This is a genomic window from Pseudomonas glycinae, from assembly GCF_001594225.2.
GTDB lineage: Bacteria > Pseudomonadota > Gammaproteobacteria > Pseudomonadales > Pseudomonadaceae > Aquipseudomonas > Aquipseudomonas glycinae.
The window spans coordinates 4,912,948-4,937,239 of the sequence record NZ_CP014205.2; the positions used below are offsets into that span (position 1 = coordinate 4,912,948).

A 24,292-nucleotide genomic window follows, 5' to 3' on the forward strand; every position below is an offset into this window, starting at 1 on the left:
GGGAGCTGGCTTGCCAGCGATAGCAATAGATCAGTCGCCGAGGGCGTCCTTGAGGAAACCGGGCGCGATGTAGCGCTGATAGTGCGCTTCCGATAGCAGGAAAAATTCCCGATCAATGGCATCGCGCAGTTCCGGCAGGTTCCAGTCGCGAAACTCCGGCAGCAATACCATTCCGTAGGCTTCCAGATTAATGATCACCCGCGCGCCCCGGGCGATCAGCTGATACGCCCAGCAATATTCCGACTGATGCGGCACGAAGCGGATCTTGCGCTGTTCCAGTTGCAGACGCAGGCGCGCCGGGTCGAAGACCTCGACCTTGCTCGCCATCACTTGTGACAGCAATTGCTCAAGACGCAGCCACACCGCACGCTTTTCTTCCTCGTTGTAACCGTTCCAATGGATCACTTCGTGGTGGAAACGCTTGCAGCCACGGCACACCAGATCACCGTAAACGGTGGAGCAGAGGCCGACGCAGGGGGTCTTGATGGTCTGATTGGGCATAAATGGGCAGAACACTTGAAACGCGGAACAGGTCGGCATGTTAGCCCTTTGTCCGCCATTCATCACCCCTCAAACGTCAGGGGCAAGCGCTGGATCAAGGTTTGCCCGAGCCGCGCACAACGCAACCAAAGTCCAATAGAGCGCGACTTACCTTTAAATTTTTTTTGCCGTAGAATCAGCCAGCCTTTTTAGGCGCCAATGTCCGTTAGAAGCTGTTTTCAAAGCGTCACGAGCACAGTCGTTCCTTCAGAGCGGTGTTGGCGTAGGGTTTTTCCAGCGGGGAAAAGCCCAACGCCAACCCTCATCAGCTCCCCGTTCTGCAGGCGTAAAACTTTGAAAGCAGCTTCTGTAAGGAATGCCCGGTAATTCTGGCTAAGCGGCCCACAACGCCACGCAGCGCATGAGTACGAGCATTTCGGGATGAGCGTCCCGGACACCCATTTGGGACCACTGATGAGGGTAATAACTGTGCTTGAAGCCTACCGCAAACATATCGAAGAGCGTGCAGCCCTGGGTATCGTTCCCCAGCCGCTTAACGCCGAACAAACTGCAGGCCTGGTCGAGCTGCTGAAGAATCCTCCGGCTGGCGAAGAAGCTTTCCTCGTTGACCTGATCACCAATCGCGTACCACCAGGAGTGGACGAAGCCGCCTACGTCAAGGCCGGTTTCCTCTCCGCACTGGCCAAGGGCGAAGTCTCCTCCCCTCTGCTGGACAAGAAACGCGCTGTAGAACTGCTCGGCACCATGCAGGGCGGCTACAACATCGTGACCCTGGTTGAACTGCTGGACGACGCCGAGCTGGCGCCAGTGGCCGCCGAAGAACTCAAGCACACCCTGCTGATGTTCGATGCCTTCCACGACGTGGCTGAAAAAGCCAAGAACGGCAACGTTCACGCCAAGGCCGTGCTGCAATCCTGGGCTGACGGCGAGTGGTTCAAGAAGCGCCCTGTACTGGCCGACAAGATCAGCCTGCGCGTCTTCAAGGTGACTGGCGAAACCAACACCGACGACCTGTCCCCTGCCCCGGACGCCTGGTCGCGTCCAGACATCCCGCTGCACGCCCTGGCCATGCTGAAAATGGCCCGTGACGGCATCGTTCCGGACGAGCAAGGCAAGACCGGCCCGATGAAGCAGATCGAAGAAATGCGCGGCCAGGGCTTCCCTATCGCCTACGTCGGTGACGTGGTCGGTACCGGTTCCTCGCGTAAATCGGCGACCAACTCGGTGCTGTGGTTCTTCGGCGACGACATCCCTTACGTGCCGAACAAGCGCGCTGGCGGTTTCTGCTTCGGCAGCAAAATCGCTCCGATCTTCTACAACACCATGGAAGATGCCGGCGCACTGCCAATCGAGTTCGACGTATCGAACATGAACATGGGCGACGTGATCGACCTGTACCCGCACGCTGGCAAAGTCTGCAAGCACGATACCGACGAAGTCATCACCACCTTCGAAATGAAGACCCCGGTCCTGCTGGACGAAGTCCGCGCCGGCGGCCGTATCCCGCTGATCATCGGCCGTGGCCTGACCGAGAAGGCTCGCGCCGAACTGGGTCTGCCAGCGTTCGACCTGTTCAAGAAGCCGGAAGCACCGGCTGAAAGCACCAAGGGCTTCACCCTGGCGCAGAAAATGGTCGGCAAGGCTTGCGGTCTGGCAGAAGGCAAAGGCGTTCGTCCTGGCACCTACTGCGAACCGAAGATGACCACCGTAGGTTCTCAGGACACCACCGGTCCAATGACCCGTGACGAACTGAAAGACCTGGCGTGCCTGGGCTTCTCCGCTGATCTGGTGATGCAGTCCTTCTGCCACACCGCGGCTTATCCAAAGCCGATCGACGTGACCACCCACCACACCCTGCCTGACTTCATCATGACCCGCGGCGGTGTTTCCCTGCGTCCGGGCGACGGCATCATCCACTCGTGGCTGAACCGCATGCTGCTGCCGGACACCGTCGGTACCGGTGGTGACTCGCACACCCGTTTCCCGATGGGCATCTCGTTCCCGGCCGGTTCCGGTCTGGTCGCGTTCGCCGCAGCCACCGGCGTCATGCCGCTGGACATGCCGGAATCGATCCTGGTGCGCTTCAAAGGTAAAATGAAACCTGGCATCACCCTGCGTGACCTGGTTCATGCCATCCCTTACTTCGCCATCCAGAACGGTCTGCTGACCGTTGAGAAGAAAGGCAAGAAAAACGCCTTCTCCGGCCGCATCCTGGAAATCGAAGGCCTGGAAGGTCTGACCCTGGAACAGGCGTTCGAACTGTCCGACGCCTCGGCCGAACGTTCGGCTGCCGGTTGCACCATCAAGCTGTCGAAAGAGTCGATCACCGAGTACCTGCAGTCCAACATCACCCTGCTGCGCTGGATGATCGGCGAAGGCTACGGCGATGCCCGAACCCTGGAACGTCGCGCCCAAGCGATGGAAGCCTGGATCGCCAACCCGCAACTGATGGAAGCCGATGCCGACGCCGAATACGCCGAAGTCATCGAAATCGATCTGGCCGACATCAGCGAGCCTGTACTGTGCGCGCCGAACGACCCGGACGACGCCCGCCTGCTGTCCAGCGTTGCTGGCGAGAAGATCGACGAAGTGTTCATCGGTTCGTGCATGACCAACATCGGTCACTTCCGCGCTGCCGGTAAGCTGCTGGATCAGGTCAAGGGTCAGCTGCCAACCCGTCTGTGGCTGTCGCCGCCGACCAAGATGGACGCTCACCAACTGACCGAAGAAGGCTACTACGGCATCTACGGCAAGGCCGGCGCCCGCATGGAAATGCCAGGCTGCTCGCTGTGCATGGGTAACCAGGCACGCGTCGAGCCGAACAGCACCGTGGTGTCGACGTCGACCCGTAACTTCCCGAACCGTCTGGGCGACGGCGCGAACGTCTACCTGGCCTCGGCTGAGCTGGCGTCCGTTGCTTCGATCCTGGGTCGCCTGCCGACCGTCGAGGAGTACATGGAGTACGCTGGCAAGATCGACAGCATGGCGGCCGACGTTTACCGCTACCTGTCCTTCGACCAGATTGCCGAGTTCCGTGAAGCTGCTGCGAACGCCAAGATCCCTGTCGTTCAAGCCTAACGCTGCAACGCAATGATAAACGCCGCCCATCGCGAGATGAGCGGCGTTTTTTTATGCCTGCCGGATGGGGCCTCGCCCCGCGCTGATCGTTCCCACGCTCCGCGTGGGAACGATCATCTTGGGAGCGAACCTGCCCGCGAAGATCGCAGGCACAAAAAAGGCCGACCTGCGAGGCAGATCGGCCTTTCTTTTTCACAAGATCAATTAGAACCTTGTTGCTGAACCTTAAGCAGTCAGCGAGTAGATCAACGCCGAAATCGCCACCAGACCCACTGCGGTGACAAACACGTTCGACATCTGCCCACGATAACGGGCCATCGCCGGCACTTTGCGGATCGCGTACATCGGCATCAGGAACAGGATCGCCGCGATGACCGGGCCACCGATGGTTTCGATCATGCCGAGGATGCTCGGGTTCAGGGTCGCCACGATCCAGCACACCACCAGCATGAACGCCGCCACAATGCGATCCAGCGCCTTGGCGCCCGGACGCTTGCCGCTTTTGACGATCAAGCCTTTCAGGCCTTCGCTGGCACCGATGTAGTGACCAAGGAACGACTTGGAGATCGCCACGAACGCAATCAGCGGCGCCGCGAACGCGATGGTCGGGTTGCTGAAGTGGTTGGCCAGGTACGACAGGATCGACAGGTTCTGCGCCTTGGCTTGCGCCAGTTGCTCCGGCGACAGGGTCAGTACGCAACTGAAGACGAAGAACAGCACCATCACCACCATCAGCAGGTGGGCGCGGGACAGGATCTGCGAGCTACGCTCGTCGGCGTGGACACCGTAACGGCGCTTCTGATCCACCGCAAACGCCGAGATGATCGGCGAGTGGTTGAACGAGAACACCATCACCGGAATCGCCAGCCACAGCGTGTGCAGCAGCGCCGACGGTGCCGGCACTTGCGAAGCCGTGGTCAGGATGCCGCCGTTCCAGTGCGGAATCAGGTACACCGCCAGGAACAGCAGCGCAACGATGAACGGATACACCATCAGGCTCATGGCCTTGACGATCACTTGCTCGCCGCAGCGCACCACGGCCAGCAGGCCGAGGATCAGCACGAACGACAGCAGCGCGCGCGGTGGCGGCGTGATGTGCAGTTGGTGTTCGAGGAAACTGGCGACCGTGTTGGTCAGGCCGACGCTGTAGATCAGCAGGATCGGGAAGATTGCGAAGAAGTACAGCAACGTGATCAGCGCGCCGGCCTTGATGCCGAAATGCTGCTCCACCACGTCAGTGATGTCGGCGCCTTCGCGACCGGAGAGCACGAAGCGGGTCAGACCGCGGTGTGCGTAGAACGTCATCGGGAAGGCCAGCAGCGCGAGGATCACCAGCGGCCAGAAGCCACCCAGACCTGCGTTGATCGGCAAAAACAGGGTACCGGCGCCGATGGCCGTCCCGAACAGTCCCAACATCCAGGTAGTGTCATGGCGATTCCAGCTCGACAGTTCGGCTGGTGCTGCCGCCTCAAAGCGTTGTTCGACGCTATTGGCCTGATCATTCATCCGGTCGGATCTCCGCATTCCGGTCACTTGCCACTCGGTCAGGACGCGTCGGAAAAAACCGACAGACATGCTCCGGCCGAAACAGGGGCGCGATTCTCCGCGATAAATGAGCAGAAGCAAAGACTTAGCTGAGGAATGGTTGTGCGGAGCAGACCGGAGGATTGTCGTTTTTGGGAAAAAGACTGTCGGCGCCAGATACGCGATATGTCGTTTTATGGCATGTACCGGCGCCGAATGTGCCATGGGAAAACCCGATCAGATCGATCGGGCCAATATGAAGCCGAGGAACATGCAAAAGATGCCCAGACCCATCAACGCCCAGATCGGGCGCATTTCTTTCCTGTCTTTGATACGTATTTTTTCGGCCCACTCATCGTGTTCCCGTTCCAGTTGTTCCATTCTGGCTTTGGCGTCATAGGTGCTCATGTTGATTTCCTTTTGAGTCATGTGTCTGAAGATTGCGAAAACGAACGCTCAAAACTTGAAAAAGACGCCTGCCAATGCCGCGCTTGCCGTCAACACGCCGGCCACCACCGCAACTGGATAAAAATACGTCTCCCACTTCAGCTTCTTCTGTTCCGCCATAAGCTTCTGCCGCTCAGCTATCAGTTTTCGCGTTTCGTTATGCAGCCTGTCGAGTTCCAGGTTTTCGCGGTTGTTCTGAAGCATTGGCCTTCCTTGGCTGATGGCAATTTCCGTCCGGATTACTGCTTCGTCATGAAGAACGCATCCCGTCCTGCTCTCTATAATTCCGCGCTTCTCACCCCGCCGTATAGCGGATGAATCCGGCAGCACTCGTAGGCAACATCCGTAAATCCAGCAGGACGGTGCGTCCATTTCCTAACGTTTTTAAACAACCTCACCGACTGGTATTTTTCGGCTATACCCAATGGCGAATTGACTGACATCCCCGTCCAGTCCCCTCACCTGTGGAGCCATCCCATGCCTCTCGTCCGCGTCGACATCAAGAAAAACCCGGACCCGACGTTCGCCAAACGCATTGGCGAAGTGATCTACGCCGCCCTGCGCAGCGAGATCAATGTGCCGGAACACGACAATTTCCAGGTGCTGGCCGAGCACGACGACCAGCACTTCGTCTATGACCCGCAATACCTGGGGATCCGGCGCAGCGACGGCATCGTGTTCATCCAGCTGACCATCAGCGAAGGCCGCACCGTAGAAATGAAACAACGGCTGTTCCAGACCATCGCGCGCAACCTGAACGAGCAACTGGCCGTGCGCCAGGAGGACGTGTTCATCAATCTGGTGGAGGTGAAAAAAGAGAACTGGTCGTTCGGCAACGGCATCGCCCAGTACGTGACCTGATCCTGTGACCACCGGCGCCGGCATCACCTTCTGACGAAGCACCCGCGCACTCCCCGCGTCAGCTCCTACACTGCCTGATGCGGGGCCGCGCCAGCCATTGCCAAACCGCTCTGGAATCAGCACTCTGAACCGACTTTTGCGCCCGAAGACCGACGATCACAGGAGCCGAGCAATGCCCGCCACCGTTCTGGTACTGGTTGAAACCATCAATGATTATTTGCCGATTCTCGAACGACAGGGTTTTCATCTGATTCTCGCGCCGACCCCTGCCGAACGCGCGCAGGCCATTGCCACCCACGGGGCACGGATCGACGCGGTACTGACCCGTGGCCCGCTGGGCTTATACGCCGAAGAAATGGCAGCATTGCCCGCGCTGAAAATCATCTGCGTGATCGGCGCCGGTTACGAGCAGGTCGACCTGCAAGCCGCCAGCGACCGTGGGCTGACCGTGACCAACGGCGCCGGCGTCAACGCTTCGTCGGTGGCCGACCACGCCATGGCGATGCTGCTGGCGCTGGTGCGCGACATTCCGCGCTGCGATGCCGCAGTGCGTCGGGGCGAGTGGCCGAAGATCATGCGCCCTTCGCTGGCCGGCAAGCGCCTGGGCATTCTCGGGCTGGGCGCGGTGGGGATGGCGATTGCCAAACGCGCGGGGCTGGGCTTCGACATGGAGATCAGCTATCACAACCGTCAGGTGCGCAGCGATGTGCCTTACGCGTTCTGCTCGACCCCGACCGAACTGGCCCGGGCCTCGGACTTTCTGGTGGTTGCCACGCCCGGCGGCATCGGCAGCCAGCATCTGGTGACCCGCCCGGTGCTTGATGCCCTGGGGCCCAATGGTTTCATCGTCAACATTGCCCGTGCCAGCGTGATCGCCACTGCCGACTTGATCGCCGCACTGGAACAACGTCGAATCGCCGGCGCAGCGCTGGATGTGTTCGATCACGAGCCGCAAGTGCCCGATGCGCTGAAAAATCTCAGCAACGTGCTTCTTACCCCTCACGTCGCCGGGTTGTCACCGGAAGCCACTCAAGGCACCGTTGAGCTGGTGGGCAAGAATCTGGTGGCGTTCTTCTCAGGGCAACCGGTACTGACGCCGCTCCAGCTACCGCCGAAACTCAACAACCAGCGCGTGCACTGAAGCACGCTGGGCAAAGTCCTCAGACGCCAGGCTGCGCATGGAAGGGCGGCGCTGGCACAGACTTTCGCGCAGCCTGTTTCCAGGCTCGTTTCTGAACAAGGCATACGCGCTAAACATTAGTCGCGAGCGGCCCGCCGCGCCCATTCCCAAAGTTGATTACCGTCCAACACGCTAACCTATAAGACCGAACCGCGCTTGTGACCGCCCGAGCGCGCCATTAGATTAGCCAATGATGTCTGGCCTCCAAAATAAGCAGAAGGGATAAGCATGGCGCTTACTGACCAGTCCACCCGTATCCGCTCTGGCGAAGAACTCGATGCCAGCCTGATCGATCCGTACCTCAAGGCGCACATTCCGGGCCTGACCGGCACACCGCAGATCAGCCAGTTTCCCGGCGGCGCGTCGAACCTGACCTACCTGCTGGAATACCCGGACCAGGAATTCGTCCTGCGCCGTCCGCCGTTCGGCCACAAAGCCAAGTCCGCCCACGACATGGGCCGCGAATTCCGCATCCTCAACCAGTTGCGCGACGGTTTCCCGTATTGCCCGAAAGCCTATGTGCACTGCACCGATGAGTCAGTGATCGGTGCCGAGTTCTATGTGATGGAACGGGTCAGGGGGATCATCCTGCGCTCGGACCTGCCGCCGGAACTGGGCCTGGACGCGGCCAAAACCGAAGCCCTGTGCAAGAGTTTCATCGACCGTTTCGTCGAGCTGCATCGGGTCGACTACAAAGCCTGCGGCCTCGGCGATCTGGGCAAACCGGAAGGCTACGTCGCCCGCCAGATCAAAGGCTGGAGCGAACGCTACGAGAAAGCCCTGACCCCGGACGCACCGCACTGGGAACAGGTCAAAGCCTGGCTCAACGACAAGATGCCGGCCGATCACCCGACCTCCAGCATCGTCCACAACGACTACCGCTTCGACAACGTCATCCTCGACCCGAGCAACCCGATGCAGATCATCGGCGTGCTCGACTGGGAACTGACTACCCTTGGCGATCCATTGATGGATCTGGGCAACACCCTCGCCTACTGGATCCAGGCCGACGATCCGGCGCCGGTACAACTGATGCGCCGCCAGCCAAGCCACGCCCCGGGCATGCTGACGCGCCGCGAATTCGTCGATTACTACGCCGAGCGTTCGGGCATCCAGATCGACAATTTCGACTTCTACTACACCTACGGCCTGTTCCGCCTGGCCGGCATCGTGCAGCAGATTTACTACCGCTTCTTCCATGGCCAGACCCAGGACAAACGCTTCGCGCAGTTCATTCACATGAACAAACTGCTGGAACAGATGAGCCTGCAGGTCATTGACAAATCCAGCCTCTGATGACGGCGTTATAACAAGGCTTACTACAAGGGAATCCCATGTCCAAGACTCAGTTGTTCGACCTCGACGGCAAGATCGCTTTCGTCTCCGGCGCCAGCCGCGGCATCGGTGAAGCCATCGCCAAACTGCTGGCCCAGCAAGGCGCCCACGTGATCGTTTCGAGCCGCAAGCTCGAAGGCTGCCAACACGTGGCCGACGCCATCATCGCCGCCGGCGGCAAGGCCACCGCCATCGCCTGCCACATCGGCGAAATGGAACAGATCAGCCAGGTCTTCGCCGGCATCAAGGAACAGTTCGGGCGCCTGGACATCCTGGTCAACAACGCCGCGACCAACCCACAGTTCTGCAACGTGCTGGACACCGACCTCGGCGCCTTCCAGAAAACCGTCGACGTGAACATCCGCGGCTACTTCTTCATGTCGGTGGAAGCCGGCAAGCTGATGCGCGAAAACGGCGGCGGCAGCATCATCAACGTGGCCTCGATCAACGGCATTTCGCCGGGGATCTTCCAGGGCATCTACTCGGTGACCAAAGCTGCCGTGATCAACATGACCAAGGTCTTCGCCAAGGAATGCGCGCAGTTCGGCATCCGCTGCAACGCCCTGCTGCCGGGCCTGACCGACACCAAATTCGCCTCGGCCCTGGTGAAGAACGACGCGATCCTGAAACAGGCCCTGACACAGATCCCGCTCAAACGCGTAGCCGACCCGAGCGAAATGGCCGGCGCCGTGCTGTACCTGGCGAGCGATGCCTCGAGCTACACCACCGGCGTATCGCTGAACGTGGACGGCGGATTCCTGTCCTGATCCGCTTCTGACGCAAAAGAAAAGGCAGCCCAAGGGCTGCCTTTTTCATGCCCCCGGCACCTTCGGCAACTGCCAGCCGAAATGCACCGACAACAACCGCAACAACAAACACGCCGCTCCGGCCAGCAACGCAGCTGCCACCGGCGGAACACCCAGCCTGCGCCCGACAATCAACACCGCCGCGCCAACAAACGCCGAACTGGCATACAAGTCCGCCTGCAACACCACTGGCACTCGCGCCAGCACAATGTCACGCAGCACCCCGCCACCGACCCCGGTAATCGTGCCCATCAGCATGGCCACAAACGGCGAGATCCCGAAATTCAAGGCCTTCTGCGCCCCGGCCACGGCAAACAACGCCAACCCCGCCGCATCCAGCACGATCAGCGTCGAACCGGACCAACCCAGCACCAGCTCATGAAAAACAAACGCCACCCCGCCCATGGCAAACGCCAGCGCCGGATAGCGCCAGTCCGCCACAGCCTTGGGCGGCGCCGCACCGATCAACAGATCACGCGTCACCCCGCCACCGAGCGCAACGATGAACGCAATCACCATCACCCCGAGCAGATCGAGCTGACTGCGCATCGCCGCAATCGCGCCTTCAACCGCAAACACCGCCGTGCCGACCAGATCGGCCACCAGCACAATCCACTCGACCCGCGCCTTCACAGGCGCCCGGCTTATTGAGTGACGCAACGGGTCTTGGTGATGTGTCGAGTCACTTGCCCGTCGGCGTAGGCATCACCGGCGACCTCGGTATTTTCCATGACCTGACAAGTCCGCTCAGGTGGCGGAGGCGGCGCAGCTGGCGGAGGCGGTGGAGGACTGGCGCACCCACTGAGCAGCACCAGACCGACAGCCGACAACAACGAAAAACACACGCGTTTCCCAGGATTGTTCATAGGATGACCCGCGATGAATGGAAGAAAACTCCCGTCGCCGAGCAGGACAACGCCCGGTTATGGAAACCGAACCACTCATTCCTTATAGACCAGTGGACTGCAAGTGCCAGTGAAATGGCTCGAACTGGCAGGATTTGCTGTCGATTTTCGGGATGAGTCGACTAATCCATCGCCACCGCCGACAAGCCATCACCCACAGGTGAACCTCGGATTGGGACGCAGAGCGTCCCGGGCTGCATTCCCACGCGGAGCGTGGGAACGATCAAACTCAAGCTTTGAAGACCACACAAGTCGGCTTCGCGCTCCTCACCACTCAAAACGATGAGCGTTAGCTCAAGTACCGCTTTTGATCGCAGAGCCCGTCGGCAGGCTGAGTGGAGGGATTGATCCGGGGGTGGGAGCGCAGCGACCGTTTGGCGAAGCCAAACACATCGAGAGGAGGTGCAGCGAAGCAAACCGTAGGCGATGCCCCCGGATCAATCCCGGAGCGAAGGAACCCGAGCCACAGCGAGGGCCGTACGTCAGGGTAAAGCCTTTTGGGTTACCTTTTCGGCGTTTGGAAAAGGTGACTCGCCGTAAGGGCGAAACCGCCAGCGGCTGCACCCGAAGAACCGGATATTCACCTAAACCGAACAAGAACCTGGTCGGCCCAAAGGCCGCCAAGCTCAACTGGGCGAACGCAAAGAATTACTCTCAAGCTCATACCGCAACTCACCAATCAAAGCATCCACCGCTTCCGGAGTACGCAAGGCACCAAGACTCAACCCACTGATCACCAGATCCACCCGCCCCGAAACCGGCTCATAAAGCTTCACAGTAAGGGAATGATCCCCATCCACCACACACTCACAAGCCAACGGCGAAAAACTGCGCTCAAGCCGAGCCCGCAACTGCGCCAGATAAATCATAGCGCCAGCTCCGACAATCGACGCAACACGCCAGGTTTAATGACAAACAACACATTCATGGTCAAATCCATTAACAACGACGGAGGGGACACGATCACGAACAAAACCCGCATCGCACCTCACCAGACTAAGAACAGCCCGCCCCGCCAGACACCCGAATTTGCACCCCATGAACTAGTGCATTTGCACCTTACCGCTGCCCCCGACCGCCCCCCGAAAACAACCCGCGCTCGCGAGCCCAGACAATCGCCTCGCTTCGACTGTGCACATCCAGCTTCGAATACACCGTCGCCACATGATTGCGCACCGTGTTCGGCGCCAGCTTCAGCCGCGCAGCAATCTCCTTGTCCGCCAGCCCCTCACAGATCAGCGCCAGCACATCACGCTCCCGGGCCGTCAGATCGGTGAACGACACGCTCGGCAGCTGCGGCGAGTTGACCTTCTTCACATTGGCCAGCTTTTCGATCAACGTCCGACTGAACCAGGATGCATCCTTCATCACCTCTTCAATCGCCGCCACCAGCTCAAGCTCGGTGCGCTTGCGCTCGGTGATGTCCATCAGCACCAGCAGATAGCACACCGCGTCCTGGATGTTGACGGTGTCGGCGGACATCGCGCACTCCAGCAGCTCGGCGTCTTTCCTGCGGATCCGCATATCGACGCGGTCAACGCGGCCGGTTTTCTCCAGTGCCGCCAGTAACCGGGCGCGTTCCGCCGGTTCATCGATGAAGTCCAGTTGCGCGACGGTCTTGCCGAGCACGTCGTCGCTCTCGTAAGCCAAGGTATCGAGAAAGGCCTGATTGACGTCGATCAGCCGCTGCTCATCGGCGCTGCAAATCAGGATCGGTACCGGCGTCAGGCGAAAGGCCTTGGCGAACCGCTCTTCACTCTGGCGCAGGGCGACTTCGGCCTTATGCCTGAGCTCCATGTCGACGAACGAGAACAGCATGCAATCCTCGTCATTGAGCACCAATGGCTGCCCCGCGACGATCACCTGTTTACTGCCACCGTCCGGCAATCGCAGCTCGGCCTGCATCTGCGGGATCGTCGCGACATCGCGCAAGCGCTGGATCGCCAGGTCCTTGCGCTCGGCCTGTTCGAGAATATCCAGCTCATAGGTCGAGGCGCCGATCACCTGATCGCGGGTGTAGCCGGTCATTTCCAGAAAACCCGGATTGACCTTGATGTAACGCAGATCGCTGAGGCGGCAGATCACCGCCGGCGCCGGGTTGGCGTTGAAGGTTTTTTCGAAGCGCTGCTCGGCGTTGGCCCAATCGGTGACGTCGCTCATGATCAGCACCAACGATTCGATGTCGCCGTCCCGATCGGTCAGCACCATGCTGCGCACACTGTGCACCCAGGTGCGTTCTTCATCGCTGCGCGGGGAAACCTCTACCAGCACATCACTGAACGTTTCCCCGGTCGCCACGCGGCTGATCGGGTATTGCTCCGGCGTCAACGTGTGGTTGTTGCGATACCGCAGGTTGAAGCGCTCGACGTATTCCCCGGCGTTGTTGCCCAGCTCGCCGATCCGGCTGACACCATGCATCGCCAGCGCGGCTTCGTTGGCCCAGAGAATCGTCTGGTCGAGCTCCAGCAGAATCACCCCGTCGGACAGGCCGGCAATGATCTGCTGCAACTGACGGCGATTGGTTTCGGTGGTCAGGACGTCCCGGCTCATTGGTTCTCCACAAGTTCGCGCATGTGAAGTTTACGACCGCAGGCGGTTGTGATCGTGCCGACAATCTCGGACATGCCGCCCTCTCTGTGATCCGCACAAGTGTGCGGGTATTCGCGCGCCCACGGTTTCTCGACTAACGTTAGTACCTCATCGGATTGAGCCCCTGCCAGCCACACCGGGCTCTTGATCAAGGAGAGACTGATGACATCCCGCCGCCTCATCGAACAGACCTATCGCAGCTGGTCCAGCCCCATCCTGCTGGAACTGAAAAAGCGCGAACACCAGATGGCGCCAGTCGAGCGTCAGGCGCTAGAGAATGTAATGGTGGAAAGACGATTGCTGGACGTTGGCAACCCGAATGGCGTTGAGCGACGAAAAGCGCAGTGAAAGGAAATACTGCTCGGGGCAGTCCACCGTAAGCTTTGCGCGTGGTGCGGGCCTGGCGTAGGCATCAATGTCCAGATACGCCGAGCCTGAGGTGATGACTTTGATAAGCGACATTGCGCGTCCTGACTTCCTTTTCAGGGGCGGCAACGTCGCACATTTTCATGAACGATTAATGAACGTCAGGCAGCGCGTTGCCCCCCGGCCACCGCTGCCGAAGCCGCCAGCATCGCCCGCAACAACACCGCACAGCCCGCCGCCAGATCGTCCGGCGCGGCGTTTTCGATTTCGTTGTGGCTGATGCCGCCTTCGCACGGCACGAAGATCATCCCGGCCGGGCCGAGTTCGGCGAGGAAAATCGCGTCGTGGCCGGCGCCGCTGACGATGTCCATGTGCGACAGGCCCAGGCCTTTGGCGGCGCCGCGCACGGCTTCGACGCAGCCCTTTTCGAAATACAGCGGCGGGAAGTCGGCGGTCGGGGTCAGTTCATAGGTCAGGCCGTGTTCCTCGCAGGTCGCTTCGATGACTTGCTTGACCTCGGCGATCATCGAGTCGAGGCGTGCCGGTTCCAGGTGGCGGAAGTCGAGGGTCATGCGCACTTCGCCGGGAATGACGTTGCGCGAACCGGGATAGGCTTGCAGGCAACCGACCGTGCCGCAGGCGTGGGGTTGATGACCGAGCGCTGCACGATTGACTGCACCGACAATCACCGAGGCGCCGACCAGGGCGTCCTTGCGCAGGTGCATCGGGGTCGGGCCGGCGTGGGCTTCGACACCGCGCAGTTTCAGGTCGAACCACTTCTGCCCCAGAGCGCCGAGCACTACGCCGATGGTTTTCTGTTCGTCCTCAAGGATCGGTCCTTGTTCGATGTGCGCTTCGAAATAGGCGCCGACCTTGTGCCCGCTGACCTTGCGCGGCCCGGCGTAGCCGATGGCGTTCAGTGCTTCGCCGACGGTTACGCCGTCGGCATCGACCTTGGCCAGGGTTTCTTCGAGGGTGAATTTTTCGGCGAACACGCCGGAGCCCATCATGCATGGGGCGAAGCGCGAGCCTTCTTCGTTGGTCCAGACCACCACTTCCAGCGGTGCCTCGGTTTCCACGCCGAGGTCGTTGAGGGTGCGCAACACTTCGACCCCGGCCAGCACGCCGAAGCAACCGTCGAACTTGCCGCCGGTGGGTTGGGTGTCGATGTGGCTGCCGGTCATCACCGGCGGCAGGTTCGGATTGCGGCCGGGGCGGCGGGCGAAGATGTTGCCGACTTCATCGACCATGACGCTGCAACCGGCGTCCTTGCACCACTGCACGAACAGGTCGCGGGCCTGGCGGTCGAGGTCGGTCAGGGCCAGGCGACAGACCCCGCCCTTGACCGTGGCGCCCAGCTTCGCCAGTTCCATGAGCGACGCCCACAAGCGGTCGCGGTTGATGTGCTGATGGGTCGATTGCAGAACGTCTACGGCTGCGTTCATGGGGATCTCCTCAGGCTGCTGTTCTTATGGATGTCGCTGTGGTGTCTGGTAGACCGCTATCGCTGGCAAGCCAGCTCCCACAGGATTTTGAGTGAACACACAATTTGTGTACGACTCGATCCCTGTGGGAGCTGGCTTGCCAGCGATGAGGCCTGTCGCTACGCCGGTGTTTTCACGGCAGAGGGCTGCGCACGCATCGCGCACAACCCGTAATAGATCAACCCGCCCAGCGCCGAGCCGGTGAACCAGCCGTAGCTGTAGAACCAGCTGAATGCGCTGCTGCCCAGCGACAGCAGGGTCAGCACCACCGGCACGCCGAAAGCGATGAACCCGGACCAGTTCCACGCCGGGTACACGTCGTCGCGGTACAGGCCGGCCAGGTCCAGTTGCTGTTTCTTGATCAGGAAATAGTCCACCACCATGATCCCGGCAATCGGCCCGAGCAGACTGGAATAGCCCAGCAGCCAGTTCGAATACACGGTTTCCAGGCTGACATCGGAGACGATCAGCCCAAGCTTTTTCAGCAGCTCATGGCCCATCAGCGCCAGCCCGACGAACCCGGTGAGAATCACCGCTTTGGTGCGGTTGATGACTTTGGGCGCGATGTTCTGGAAGTCGTTGGTTGGCGAGACAATGTTCGCGGCAGTGTTGGTCGACAGCGTGGCGATGATGATCAGCGCCATGGCCACCGCAACCCACACCGGGCTCTGGATATGGCCGATCAACGTCACCGGATCGGAGACGCTGACGCCCACCAGTTTCACCGAGGCGGCGGTCATCACCACGCCCAGTGCGGCGAACAGGAACATGGTCAGCGGCAGACCGAAAATCTGCCCGAGGATCTGATCCTTCTGGCTGCGGGCATACCGGCTGAAGTCAGGAATGTTCAGCGACAACGTGGCCCAGAAACCGACCATCGCCGTCAGCCCGGCGGCGAAGTAACTGACCACGCTCGCACCTTCGGGACGCTTCGGCGGAATCGCCAGCAACTCGGTCATCGACACATTCGGCATGGCCCATACCAGCAGCCCGATGCCGACCGCCACCAGCAGCGGCGCGGAAAGGGTTTCCAGCCATTTGATCGACTCGGCGCCACGGATCACCACCCACAGGTTCAGCGCCCAGAAGATCATGAAACCGATCACCTCCCCCGTCCCGCCGAGGGATTTCCAGCCGTCGAACACCGAGCCGAGAAACAGGTGAATCGCCAGCCCGCCAAACATGGTCTGGATGCCGAACCAGCCGCACGCCACCAACGCGCGGATCAGGCACGGCACATTGGAGCCGAGAATGCCAAACGACGAGCGCAGCAGCACCGGAAACGGAATGCCGTATTTGGTGCCGGGAAACGCGTTGAGTGTGAGGGGAATCAGGACGATGACGTTGGCAAACAGAATCGCCAGCAGCGCCTCACCGACGGTCAAACCGAAATACGCGGTGAGCACGCCGCCGAGGGTGTAGGTCGGCACGCAGATCGACATGCCGACCCACAGTGCGGTGATGTGCCACTTGTTCCAGGTTCGTTCGCGCACCTTGGTCGGTGCCATGTCGTGGTTGTAACGGGGACTGTCGAGGACGTCGCTGCCGGCTTCGAGTTCGAACAAGCCGTCGCGCTCGGTCACTTGCGATCTGTTCTGTTGCATGGCCGCTCCACTGTTCTTCTGATTATTTTTTGCTCATCAGGCGGCTGCACACGCAAGTGCGAACCGGACGATGGCCGGAGGAACTGACAACTTTCATGCACCGGCCATGGTGTCAGCGGCGACATCAATAAACGTGCCGGGGGAACCGCCTGGCGCCAGGGCCGTGCTTTGATCTTGTTGTAACTGACTGATGTTTATCAGTTTTAATTATTCACCTGGTCAGGCCGCGAAAACTTGACTGAACACTCAGGCCAAATGCCAGGCAAGTTGTCCGAACTGTCAGGACTCAATCTGGTGCACTGCATTATTTTTCTTCAGGACGCCTCACTCCCCGCTCAACTTCAAGCGGCTGATTTCACATAGGAAATCTTGCTCATATTTCCATCCTGTCAAGTGCGTCAAAATGGTGAAGCACCTCACCATTTTGGTGATTTTGTATTTTTATCGTTATTTTTCAATTACTTAAAACAGTCATAAGCTTATAAAAAATAATCTTGATCAATTGCATAACTGCGACTAGCGTCTATTCCTGACAGCGCTGACAAGATTACGCATTCGGCGCTGCAGACAATAAAACACTAGAACCGGCACAAGTCGGTCATGCCTGCGAGGAACTCGGAATGTCTCTGTTGATCCGTGGCGCCACCGTTGTTACCCATGATGAAAGTTACCGCGCCGATGTCTATTGCGCTGACGGCGTGATCAAAGCCATTGGTGAAAACCTGGATATTCCCGCCGGCGCCGAAGTGCTCGACGGCAGCGGCCAATACCTGATGCCCGGCGGCATCGATCCGCACACCCACATGCAACTCCCGTTCATGGGCACCGTGGCCAGCGAAGACTTCTACAGCGGCACCGCTGCAGGGCTGGCCGGCGGCACCACCTCGATCATCGATTTCGTGATTCCCAATCCGCAGCAGTCGCTGCTCGAAGCCTTTCACCAGTGGCGCGGCTGGGCGGAAAAGTCCGCCTCCGACTACGGCTTCCACGTCGCGATTACCTGGTGGAGTGAGCAGGTGCGGGAGGAAATGGCCGAGCTGGTCAGCCATCACGGGATCAACAGCTTCAAGCATTTCATGGCTTACAAGAACGCGATCATGGCCGCCGATGACACGCTGGTGGCGAGCTTCGAGCGCTGCCTGGAACTCGGCGCGGTGCCGACCGTGCACGCGGAAAACGGCGAGCTGGTCTATCACCTGCAACGCAAGTTGATGGCCCAGGGCATCACCGGGCCGGAAGCGCATCCGCTGTCGCGGCCCTCGCAGGTCGAAGGCGAAGCCGCGAGCCGGGCGATCCGTATCGCGGAAACCATCGGCACACCGCTGTACCTGGTGCATGTTTCGACCAAAGAGGCCCTCGACGAAATCACCTACGCCCGCAGCAAGGGCCAACCGGTTTACGGCGAAGTGCTGGCCGGGCATCTGCTGCTGGACGACAGTGTCTATCAGCATCCGGACTGGCAGACCGCCGCCGGTTATGTGATGAGCCCGCCGTTCCGTCCGCGCGGGCATCAGGATGCGCTGTGGCATGGTTTGCAGAGCGGCAATCTGCACACCACCGCCACCGACCATTGCTGCTTCTGCGCCGAGCAGAAAGCCGCCGGCCGCGACGACTTCAGCAAGATCCCCAACGGCACTGCCGGCATCGAAGACCGCATGGCGGTGTTGTGGGATGAAGGGGTGAACTCGGGACGGTTGTCGATGCAGGACTTCGTCGCCCTCACCTCCACCAACACTGCGAAGATCTTCAACCTCCACCCGCGCAAAGGCGCGATCCGCGTCGGCGCCGATGCCGACCTGGTGCTGTGGGACCCGCAAGGCACCCGCACCATCTCCGCCAAGACCCACCATCAGCAGGTGGACTTCAACATCTTCGAAGGCAAGACCGTGACCGGTGTGCCAAGCCATACCGTCAGCCAGGGCCGGGTGGTCTGGGCCGACGGTGACCTGCGCGCCGAGCGTGGGGCGGGCCGGTATATCGAACGGCCGGCGTATCCGGCGGTGTTTGATTTGCTAAGCAAGCGGGCTGAGTTGCACAGGCCTGTGGCCGTCAAGCGCTGATTCCCTGATTGCCGATGATCGTTCCCACGCTCTGCGTGGGAATGCCTCAAGGGACGCTCTGCGTCCAGTGACGCGGAGCGTCACGGGCTGCATTCCCACGCGGAGCGTGGGAACGATCAAACACACCACAAAAAACCACTGCCCGACAGAGGCAGAAACCTCAATTAACCGTGAGGCAAAAAACCGTGATCGAGACCCTGAACCATCTCCCGCACCCGCACGAAAGTGCGGCCGCCCTCGCCGGCCATTTCACCGATCTGGCGCCACCGCTCAACGACCGTCAGGCGCATCTGGAAGCCTCGCGCTGCCTGTATTGCTACGACGCGCCGTGCGTGAATGCATGCCCGAGCGAGATCGACATTCCGTCGTTCATCCGCAATATCCATCAGGACAACGTGCCCGGGGCGGCGCAGAAAATCCTCTCGGCGAACATCCTCGGCGGCAGTTGCGCCCGCGTCTGTCCGACCGAGATCCTCTGCCAGCAAGCCTGCGTGCGCAACAACGCCCACGAATGCGCACCGGTACTGATCGGCCTGCTGCAGCGCTACGCAGTGGACAACGCGAACTTTACCGAGCATCCGTTCCAGCGCGCCGCCGCCACCGGCAAACGCATCGCGGTGGTCGGTGCCGGCCCGGCGGGTTTGTCCTGCGCGCATCGCAGCGCCATGCACGGTCATGACGTGGTGATTTTCGAAGCGCGGGAGAAGGCTGGCGGGCTCAACGAATACGGGATCGCCAAGTACAAACTGGTCGACGATTACGCGCAGAAGGAACTGGATTTCCTCCTGCAGATCGGCGGCATCGAAATCCGTCACGGCCAGAAACTCGGTGAAAATCTGACCCTCAGCGAACTGCATCAACAGTTCGACGCGGTGTTCCTCGGCCTCGGCCTGAACGCCAGCAAGCAACTCGGCCTGGCCCACGAAGACGCCCCCGGCCTGCTCGCCGCCACCGACTACATCCGCGAACTGCGCCAGGCCGATGACCTGTCGCAACTGCCGTTGGCCGAACATTGCATCGTCCTCGGTGCCGGCAATACCGCCATCGACATGGCCGTGCAAATGGCCCGCCTCGGCGCCCGCGACGTCAATCTGGTCTATCGCCGTGGCGCAGCGGACATGGGCGCCACCGGCCACGAACAGGACATCGCCAAGGCCAATCAGGTGCGGCTGCTGACCTGGGCGCAACCGGACGAAGTGCTGCTCGACGTTCAAGGCAAGGTGCGCGGCATGCGTTTCGCCCGCACCCATCTGGTGGACGGTCGCCTGCAAACCACTGGCGAGACTTTCGAACTGGCCGCCGATGCGATCTTCAAAGCCATCGGTCAGGCCTTCGACGGCAGCGCCCTCGCCGACCCGCTGGCCCGCGAACTCAAGCGTCAGGGCGAACGCATCCAGGTCGATGAAAACCTGCGCACCAGTATCCCCGGCGTGTACGCAGGCGGCGACTGCACCAGCCTCGATCAGGACCTGACCGTGCAAGCGGTGCAACACGGCAAGCGCGCCGCCGAGGCGATCAACGCTCAACTGATGCTCAATGTGGAGGCTGCGTAAATGGCCGATCTCTCGATAGTCTTCGCCGGTATCAAAGCCCCCAATCCGTTCTGGCTGGCCTCCGCGCCACCGACCGACAAAGCCTACAACGTGGTGCGCGCCTTCGAGGCCGGCTGGGGTGGCGTGGTCTGGAAAACCTTGGGTGAAGACCCGGCGGCGGTCAACGTGTCGTCGCGCTACTCGGCGCATTACGGCAACAACCGCGAAGTGCTGGGCATCAACAACATCGAACTGATCACCGACCGCTCGCTGGAAATCAACCTGCGGGAAATCACCCAGGTGAAAAAGGACTGGCCGGATCGCGCGCTGATCGTGTCGCTGATGGTGCCGTGTGTCGAGGAGTCGTGGAAACACATCCTGCCGCTGGTGGAGGCCACTGGCGCCGATGGGATCGAGCTGAACTTCGGCTGCCCCCACGGCATGCCCGAGCGCGGCATGGGCGCGGCGGTCGGTCAGGTGCCGGAGTACGTCGAGCAGGTGACGCGCTGGTGCAAGACCTATTGCTCGCTGCCGGTGATCGTCAAACTGACGCCGAACATCACCGACATCCGCGTCGCCGCCCGCGCTGCACACCGGGGCGGCGCCGATGCGGTGTCGCTGATCAACACCATCAACTCGATCACCAGCGTCGACCTCGAACACATGGTCGCCCTGCCCACCGTCGGCAGCAAAAGCACCCACGGCGGTTATTGCGGCTCGGCAGTGAAGCCGATCGCGCTGAACATGGTCGCGGAAATCGCCCGTGATCCACAGACCCAGGGCCTGCCGATCTGCGGCATTGGCGGCATTGGCAGCTGGCGTGACGCGGCGGAGTTCATCGCACTGGGCAGCGGCGCGGTGCAGGTGTGCACGGCGGCGATGCTGCACGGCTTCCGGATTGTCGATGAGATGAAGGATGGCCTGTCGCGGTGGATGGACAGTCAGGGTTACGCCAGCATTGCCGAGTTTTCCGGGCGCGCGGTGGGCAACACCACGGACTGGAAGTATTTGGACATCAACTATCAGGTGATCGCGAAGATCGACCAGGCGGCGTGCATCGGTTGCGGGCGTTGCCACATTGCCTGCGAAGACACTTCACACCAGGCGATCAGCAGCCTGAAACAGGCCGATGGCACGCATAAATATGAAGTGATCGATGATGAGTGTGTGGGGTGCAATCTGTGTCAGATCACTTGTCCGGTGGCGGATTGCATCGAGATGGTGCCGATGGAGACGGGCAAGCCGTTTCTGGACTGGAATCATGATCCGAGGAATCCGTATCACGTCAGCCCTTGAATGATCGTTCCCACGCTGAAAGATCGTTCCCACGCTCCGCGTGGGAATGCAGCCATGGACGCTCTGCGTCCGCTTCAGAGCATGACGCAGAGCGTCACCGGAGGCATTCCCACGCGGAGCGTGGGAACGATCAGTTACGAGGCTCAAGGTTCTAATCCGATCCCCCGCAAAATCACGCTGGTCACCGTCTGCACCGCCCGCTCGAACTGCATGTCCGACAGCGGCTGATGCTCATTCAAAATATTCACCTGATGATCGAAGTCGGCATAGTGCTGTGTCGAGGCCCAGATCATGTACAGCAGGCTCGACGGCTCCACCGGCAGAATCCGCTTGTCCTCGACCCACTGCCGGATCTTCGCCTCCTTCATCTTCGCCCAGTCGTACAGGCTCACATCCAGCGCCTCGCCGAGGGTCGGGGCGCCGTGGATGATTTCGTTGGCCCAGACTTTCGACCCGTAAGGCCGACTGCGCGAGTGGTTCATCTTGGCGCGGATGTAGCTGCTGAGCACCACACGAGGATCATCGAACATCTCGAAGCACAGCGCGTCCTGCTTCCACACTTCCAGCAGGTCGAACAGCACCGCGCTGTACAGCTCGCTCTTGGTCGAAAAGTAGTAATGCAGGTTGGATCGCGGCAGCTGCACTTCAGCAGCAATGTCCGCCATGGCGGTGCCGCCGAAACCTTTTTCGGCGAAGACTTTTTCCGCCGCCAGCAGGATCTTGTCGACGTTGGTGCGGCGGATTTCGATCTTGTGATTGCCCATGAGGGCTCCCTGAAAACAACGTTGTTGAAGACTAGCATCCGCTCTGGGCACGGGGCGACAGCCGAGAACGATTCTTCACACACTTGGGCTTTTTTCTGGTTTAGGATCGCCCTCCTTCTCCCCGTCAGACACTGAAGGATCTGTCCATGACCATTCGAAAGCGCGTCGCTGCGGATGATCCGCAGCTCGCCGCACTGTGGGAGCGCTCGGTCCGCGCCACCCACGATTTCCTCCCGGAAGACGACATTCACCGGCTGTTCCCGCTGGTGCGTGACACCTACCTGCCTGCCCTGAATGTGCAGGTTTTCGAGAACCCCGATCACTCTCCGGCAGGCTTCATCGCCACCGACGACGACACCGTGCAGATGCTGTTCATCGACCCGGCGTTTCGTGGCCAGGGCATCGGCCGACGTTTGCTCGACCATGTCCGCCGCCCGTTGCTGAAGGTCGACGTCAATGAACAGAACCCGCAGGCCCATGGTTTCTACCGGCACTACGGCTTCGAAGACATCGGCCGCTCGGCACTCGACGGCGAAGGCCGGCCGTTTCCGGTCATTCACATGCGCCTGAAAGCCCTGTAATCCACGTCCTATACTCAGCCCGCCATTTCACTGAAAGGAATCGTTCCATGTCGATGAAAAAACTGTTCACCGCTGGCGCGCTGCTGGCCTCGCTGATCGTCACTTCCCAGGCCTTCGCCCACGCCCATCTGAAAAGTCAGACCCCGGCCGCCGACAGCACCGTCGCCGCACCGGCGGATCTGCGCCTGGTGTTTTCCGAAGGCGTCGAAGCCAGCTTCACCAAAGTCACCGTGACCCACGACGGCAAGCCGGTGGCGGTCAAACCGCTGACCACCGAAGGTGACAAGAAAACCCTGATCGTCACCCCCGAAGCACCGCTGACCGCTGGCGAATACAAGGTGGAATGGCATGCGGTGTCGGTCGACACGCACAAGAGCGAAGGCGCCTATCAGTTCAAGGTTGGCCAGTAACTCATGAGCGAAGCGCTGGTGCTGTGCCGGTTCCTGCATTTCATCGTGGTGTTGATGCTGTTCGGGGCCTGGCTGTTCCGGCCGCTGCTGCTCAAGGGTGAAGCGCCGGCGCTGGATCGGCGGCTGGCGCAACTGTCCCGCTGGCTGGCGGCAATTGCTCTGGCCAGCGGCGTCTGTTGGGCGTTGTTGATTACCGCCAGCATGGCCGGTTCGGCGGCTGCGGCGTTTGATCCGGCCACCGTCGAGCTGGTTCTCGGTCATACGTTTTTCGGTCAGGTCTGGCGCTGGCATCTGTTGATCAATGCGCTGTTGCTCGCGTTGCTGTTTACGCCGTGGCGTTCGAACCGGCCATTGCGGTTGGGCCTGAGCGCGCTGCTGCTGATGACGCTGGCACCGGTCGGACACGGCGCGATGCTCGATGGTTTCAGCGGACAGATGCTGATCCTCAATCAATTGATACACCTGACCTGCGTCGGTGCCTGGCTTGGCGGGCTGCTGATGCTGGTGATGATCCTGCGCCAACCTGACAAAAACATTCGCGAAATCCTGCGGCGATTCAGTGGGCTCGGTTACGGGCTGGTCGCCGGCCTGCTGATCACCGGGTTGATCAACGTGCGCGTGCTCACCGGCCAGTGGTGGCCGACACCGCTGTTCTCGGGATTCGCCCTGATCCTGTTGATCAAGGCGCTGCTGGTGTCCGGCATGCTTGCACTGGCGCTGTTCAATCGCCTGCGGATCAACGATTGCGAACAGCGTATGGACACCCTCAAGCGCAGCGTCATGCTCGAATGGCTGCTGGGGATCGGCGCCGTGGCGGCGGTTTCGGTGCTCGGCACCCTGCCGCCGATGATCGCTGCCTGAAGGCTCACCACACATCCCTGTGGGAGCGGGCTTGCCCGCGATCGCGAAATATCAGAAACAGAGATCGTGTAGTGCCGACCCCATCGCGGGCAAGCCGGCTCCCACAAA

General features: G+C 60.6%; 22 protein-coding genes. 12 read left to right on the top strand and 10 right to left on the bottom strand.

Going from position 1 to position 24,292, the window contains the following annotated elements; all coding sequences use genetic code 11:
* Positions 1–30: 30 nt before the first annotated feature.
* A complete protein-coding gene (locus tag AWU82_RS22465) occupies positions 31–501 on the bottom strand; it encodes a DUF1289 domain-containing protein (protein WP_039767141.1) in 471 nt (156 codons plus the stop codon).
* Positions 502–969: 468 nt separating this feature from the next.
* On the opposite strand from AWU82_RS22465, the gene acnB reads away from it, so the two are divergent.
* A complete protein-coding gene (gene acnB / locus AWU82_RS22470; RefSeq protein ID WP_064380498.1) occupies positions 970–3,579 on the top strand; it encodes a bifunctional aconitate hydratase 2/2-methylisocitrate dehydratase in 2,610 nt (869 codons plus the stop codon).
* A 225-nt stretch (positions 3,580–3,804) separates the two neighbouring features.
* On the opposite strand, the gene AWU82_RS22475 is transcribed toward acnB, so the two are convergent.
* From AWU82_RS22475 to AWU82_RS22485, 3 genes are all read right to left on the bottom strand, one after another.
* Positions 3,805–5,085 (bottom strand): HAAAP family serine/threonine permease, encoded by a 1,281-nt coding sequence (locus AWU82_RS22475; RefSeq protein ID WP_064380500.1) that lies wholly within the window; start codon positions 5,083–5,085, stop codon positions 3,805–3,807.
* A 255-nt stretch (positions 5,086–5,340) separates the two neighbouring features.
* The gene (locus AWU82_RS22480; protein WP_170928938.1) at positions 5,341–5,511 is read right to left on the bottom strand and encodes a hypothetical protein; all 171 of its coding nucleotides are present in this window, start codon (positions 5,509–5,511) and stop codon (positions 5,341–5,343) included.
* A gap of 48 nt (positions 5,512–5,559) precedes the next feature.
* The gene (locus AWU82_RS22485; protein ID WP_007958836.1) at positions 5,560–5,754 is read right to left on the bottom strand and encodes a hypothetical protein; all 195 of its coding nucleotides are present in this window, start codon (positions 5,752–5,754) and stop codon (positions 5,560–5,562) included.
* 273 nt (positions 5,755–6,027) lie between these two features.
* Between AWU82_RS22485 and AWU82_RS22490 the strand changes: the two genes are divergently transcribed.
* The 4 genes from AWU82_RS22490 (at position 6,028) to AWU82_RS22505 (ending at position 9,693) form a co-directional block, all read left to right on the top strand.
* On the top strand, positions 6,028–6,411 hold the full coding sequence (locus tag AWU82_RS22490; protein WP_064380501.1) for a tautomerase family protein: 384 nt from the start codon (positions 6,028–6,030) through the stop codon (positions 6,409–6,411).
* Positions 6,412–6,583: 172 nt separating this feature from the next.
* Entirely contained in the window at positions 6,584–7,552 is a 969-nt protein-coding gene (locus tag AWU82_RS22495; protein WP_064380503.1) for a 2-hydroxyacid dehydrogenase, read from the top strand.
* A 267-nt stretch (positions 7,553–7,819) separates the two neighbouring features.
* Positions 7,820–8,887, top strand: coding sequence for a phosphotransferase family protein (locus AWU82_RS22500; RefSeq protein ID WP_064380505.1), 1,068 nt, complete (start codon positions 7,820–7,822; stop codon positions 8,885–8,887).
* 38 nt (positions 8,888–8,925) lie between these two features.
* Positions 8,926–9,693: an SDR family oxidoreductase gene (locus AWU82_RS22505; RefSeq protein WP_064380507.1), complete on the top strand. Its 768-nt coding sequence runs from the start codon at positions 8,926–8,928 to the stop codon at positions 9,691–9,693.
* A gap of 45 nt (positions 9,694–9,738) precedes the next feature.
* On the opposite strand, the gene AWU82_RS22510 is transcribed toward AWU82_RS22505, so the two are convergent.
* From AWU82_RS22510 to AWU82_RS22520, 3 genes are all read right to left on the bottom strand, one after another.
* The gene (locus tag AWU82_RS22510) at positions 9,739–10,392 is read right to left on the bottom strand and encodes a trimeric intracellular cation channel family protein (protein ID WP_223290652.1); all 654 of its coding nucleotides are present in this window, start codon (positions 10,390–10,392) and stop codon (positions 9,739–9,741) included.
* Positions 10,393–11,263: 871 nt separating this feature from the next.
* Positions 11,264–11,506: a DUF1652 domain-containing protein gene (locus AWU82_RS22515; RefSeq protein WP_084776931.1), complete on the bottom strand. Its 243-nt coding sequence runs from the start codon at positions 11,504–11,506 to the stop codon at positions 11,264–11,266.
* A 190-nt stretch (positions 11,507–11,696) separates the two neighbouring features.
* The gene (locus tag AWU82_RS22520) at positions 11,697–13,187 is read right to left on the bottom strand and encodes a helix-turn-helix transcriptional regulator (protein WP_011334793.1); all 1,491 of its coding nucleotides are present in this window, start codon (positions 13,185–13,187) and stop codon (positions 11,697–11,699) included.
* Positions 13,188–13,388: 201 nt separating this feature from the next.
* On the opposite strand from AWU82_RS22520, the gene AWU82_RS22525 reads away from it, so the two are divergent.
* Positions 13,389–13,574 carry a hypothetical protein gene (locus AWU82_RS22525; RefSeq protein ID WP_084776932.1) on the top strand — a complete coding sequence of 62 codons (186 nt, stop codon included), beginning with the start codon at positions 13,389–13,391 and terminating at the stop codon, positions 13,572–13,574.
* Positions 13,575–13,753: 179 nt separating this feature from the next.
* Here the strand turns inward: AWU82_RS22525 and AWU82_RS22530 are convergent, their stop codons facing one another.
* Positions 13,754–15,037 (bottom strand): Zn-dependent hydrolase, encoded by a 1,284-nt coding sequence (locus AWU82_RS22530; RefSeq protein WP_064380515.1) that lies wholly within the window; start codon positions 15,035–15,037, stop codon positions 13,754–13,756.
* Positions 15,038–15,195: 158 nt separating this feature from the next.
* Complete coding sequence (locus tag AWU82_RS22535; protein WP_064380517.1) at positions 15,196–16,680, bottom strand: NCS1 family nucleobase:cation symporter-1; 1,485 nt, start codon at positions 16,678–16,680, stop codon at positions 15,196–15,198.
* A gap of 620 nt (positions 16,681–17,300) precedes the next feature.
* On the opposite strand from AWU82_RS22535, the gene hydA reads away from it, so the two are divergent.
* From hydA to preA, 3 genes are all read left to right on the top strand, one after another.
* Positions 17,301–18,740, top strand: coding sequence for a dihydropyrimidinase (hydA, locus tag AWU82_RS22540; RefSeq protein ID WP_064380519.1), 1,440 nt, complete (start codon positions 17,301–17,303; stop codon positions 18,738–18,740).
* A 185-nt stretch (positions 18,741–18,925) separates the two neighbouring features.
* Complete coding sequence (locus AWU82_RS22545) at positions 18,926–20,293, top strand: NAD(P)-dependent oxidoreductase (protein ID WP_064380521.1); 1,368 nt, start codon at positions 18,926–18,928, stop codon at positions 20,291–20,293.
* Positions 20,294–21,568 carry an NAD-dependent dihydropyrimidine dehydrogenase subunit PreA gene (gene preA, locus AWU82_RS22550; RefSeq protein WP_064380523.1) on the top strand — a complete coding sequence of 425 codons (1,275 nt, stop codon included), beginning with the start codon at positions 20,294–20,296 and terminating at the stop codon, positions 21,566–21,568.
* Positions 21,569–21,711: 143 nt separating this feature from the next.
* On the opposite strand, the gene AWU82_RS22555 is transcribed toward preA, so the two are convergent.
* Positions 21,712–22,332, bottom strand: a complete 621-nt coding sequence (locus AWU82_RS22555) for a TetR/AcrR family transcriptional regulator (protein WP_007952885.1) — start codon at positions 22,330–22,332, stop codon at positions 21,712–21,714.
* Positions 22,333–22,478: 146 nt separating this feature from the next.
* On the opposite strand from AWU82_RS22555, the gene AWU82_RS22560 reads away from it, so the two are divergent.
* The 3 genes from AWU82_RS22560 to copD are packed head-to-tail and all read left to right on the top strand — an operon-like array spanning position 22,479 to position 24,184.
* The gene (locus AWU82_RS22560; protein WP_064380525.1) at positions 22,479–22,913 is read left to right on the top strand and encodes a GNAT family N-acetyltransferase; all 435 of its coding nucleotides are present in this window, start codon (positions 22,479–22,481) and stop codon (positions 22,911–22,913) included.
* Between the two features lie 47 nt (positions 22,914–22,960).
* The gene (gene copC, locus AWU82_RS22565; RefSeq protein WP_064380527.1) at positions 22,961–23,323 is read left to right on the top strand and encodes a copper homeostasis periplasmic binding protein CopC; all 363 of its coding nucleotides are present in this window, start codon (positions 22,961–22,963) and stop codon (positions 23,321–23,323) included.
* Positions 23,324–23,326: 3 nt separating this feature from the next.
* Positions 23,327–24,184, top strand: a complete 858-nt coding sequence (gene copD / locus AWU82_RS22570; protein ID WP_064380529.1) for a copper homeostasis membrane protein CopD — start codon at positions 23,327–23,329, stop codon at positions 24,182–24,184.
* Positions 24,185–24,292: the final 108 nt, after the last annotated feature.

Coding starts and splice junctions, on each gene's coding strand:
- AWU82_RS22465 (WP_039767141.1), bottom strand. CDS start 501: ATGCCCAATCAGACCATCAAGACCCCCTGCGTCGGCCTCTGCTCCACC.
- AWU82_RS22475 (WP_064380500.1), bottom strand. CDS start 5,085: ATGAATGATCAGGCCAATAGCGTCGAACAACGCTTTGAGGCGGCAGCA.
- AWU82_RS22480 (WP_170928938.1), bottom strand. CDS start 5,511: ATGAGCACCTATGACGCCAAAGCCAGAATGGAACAACTGGAACGGGAA.
- AWU82_RS22485 (WP_007958836.1), bottom strand. CDS start 5,754: ATGCTTCAGAACAACCGCGAAAACCTGGAACTCGACAGGCTGCATAAC.
- AWU82_RS22490 (WP_064380501.1), top strand. CDS start 6,028: ATGCCTCTCGTCCGCGTCGACATCAAGAAAAACCCGGACCCGACGTTC.
- AWU82_RS22495 (WP_064380503.1), top strand. CDS start 6,584: ATGCCCGCCACCGTTCTGGTACTGGTTGAAACCATCAATGATTATTTG.
- AWU82_RS22500 (WP_064380505.1), top strand. CDS start 7,820: ATGGCGCTTACTGACCAGTCCACCCGTATCCGCTCTGGCGAAGAACTC.
- AWU82_RS22505 (WP_064380507.1), top strand. CDS start 8,926: ATGTCCAAGACTCAGTTGTTCGACCTCGACGGCAAGATCGCTTTCGTC.
- AWU82_RS22515 (WP_084776931.1), bottom strand. CDS start 11,506: ATGATTTATCTGGCGCAGTTGCGGGCTCGGCTTGAGCGCAGTTTTTCG.
- AWU82_RS22520 (WP_011334793.1), bottom strand. CDS start 13,187: ATGAGCCGGGACGTCCTGACCACCGAAACCAATCGCCGTCAGTTGCAG.
- AWU82_RS22525 (WP_084776932.1), top strand. CDS start 13,389: ATGACATCCCGCCGCCTCATCGAACAGACCTATCGCAGCTGGTCCAGC.
- AWU82_RS22530 (WP_064380515.1), bottom strand. CDS start 15,037: ATGAACGCAGCCGTAGACGTTCTGCAATCGACCCATCAGCACATCAAC.
- AWU82_RS22535 (WP_064380517.1), bottom strand. CDS start 16,680: ATGCAACAGAACAGATCGCAAGTGACCGAGCGCGACGGCTTGTTCGAA.
- hydA (WP_064380519.1), top strand. CDS start 17,301: ATGTCTCTGTTGATCCGTGGCGCCACCGTTGTTACCCATGATGAAAGT.
- preA (WP_064380523.1), top strand. CDS start 20,294: ATGGCCGATCTCTCGATAGTCTTCGCCGGTATCAAAGCCCCCAATCCG.
- AWU82_RS22555 (WP_007952885.1), bottom strand. CDS start 22,332: ATGGGCAATCACAAGATCGAAATCCGCCGCACCAACGTCGACAAGATC.
- AWU82_RS22560 (WP_064380525.1), top strand. CDS start 22,479: ATGACCATTCGAAAGCGCGTCGCTGCGGATGATCCGCAGCTCGCCGCA.
- copC (WP_064380527.1), top strand. CDS start 22,961: ATGTCGATGAAAAAACTGTTCACCGCTGGCGCGCTGCTGGCCTCGCTG.
- copD (WP_064380529.1), top strand. CDS start 23,327: ATGAGCGAAGCGCTGGTGCTGTGCCGGTTCCTGCATTTCATCGTGGTG.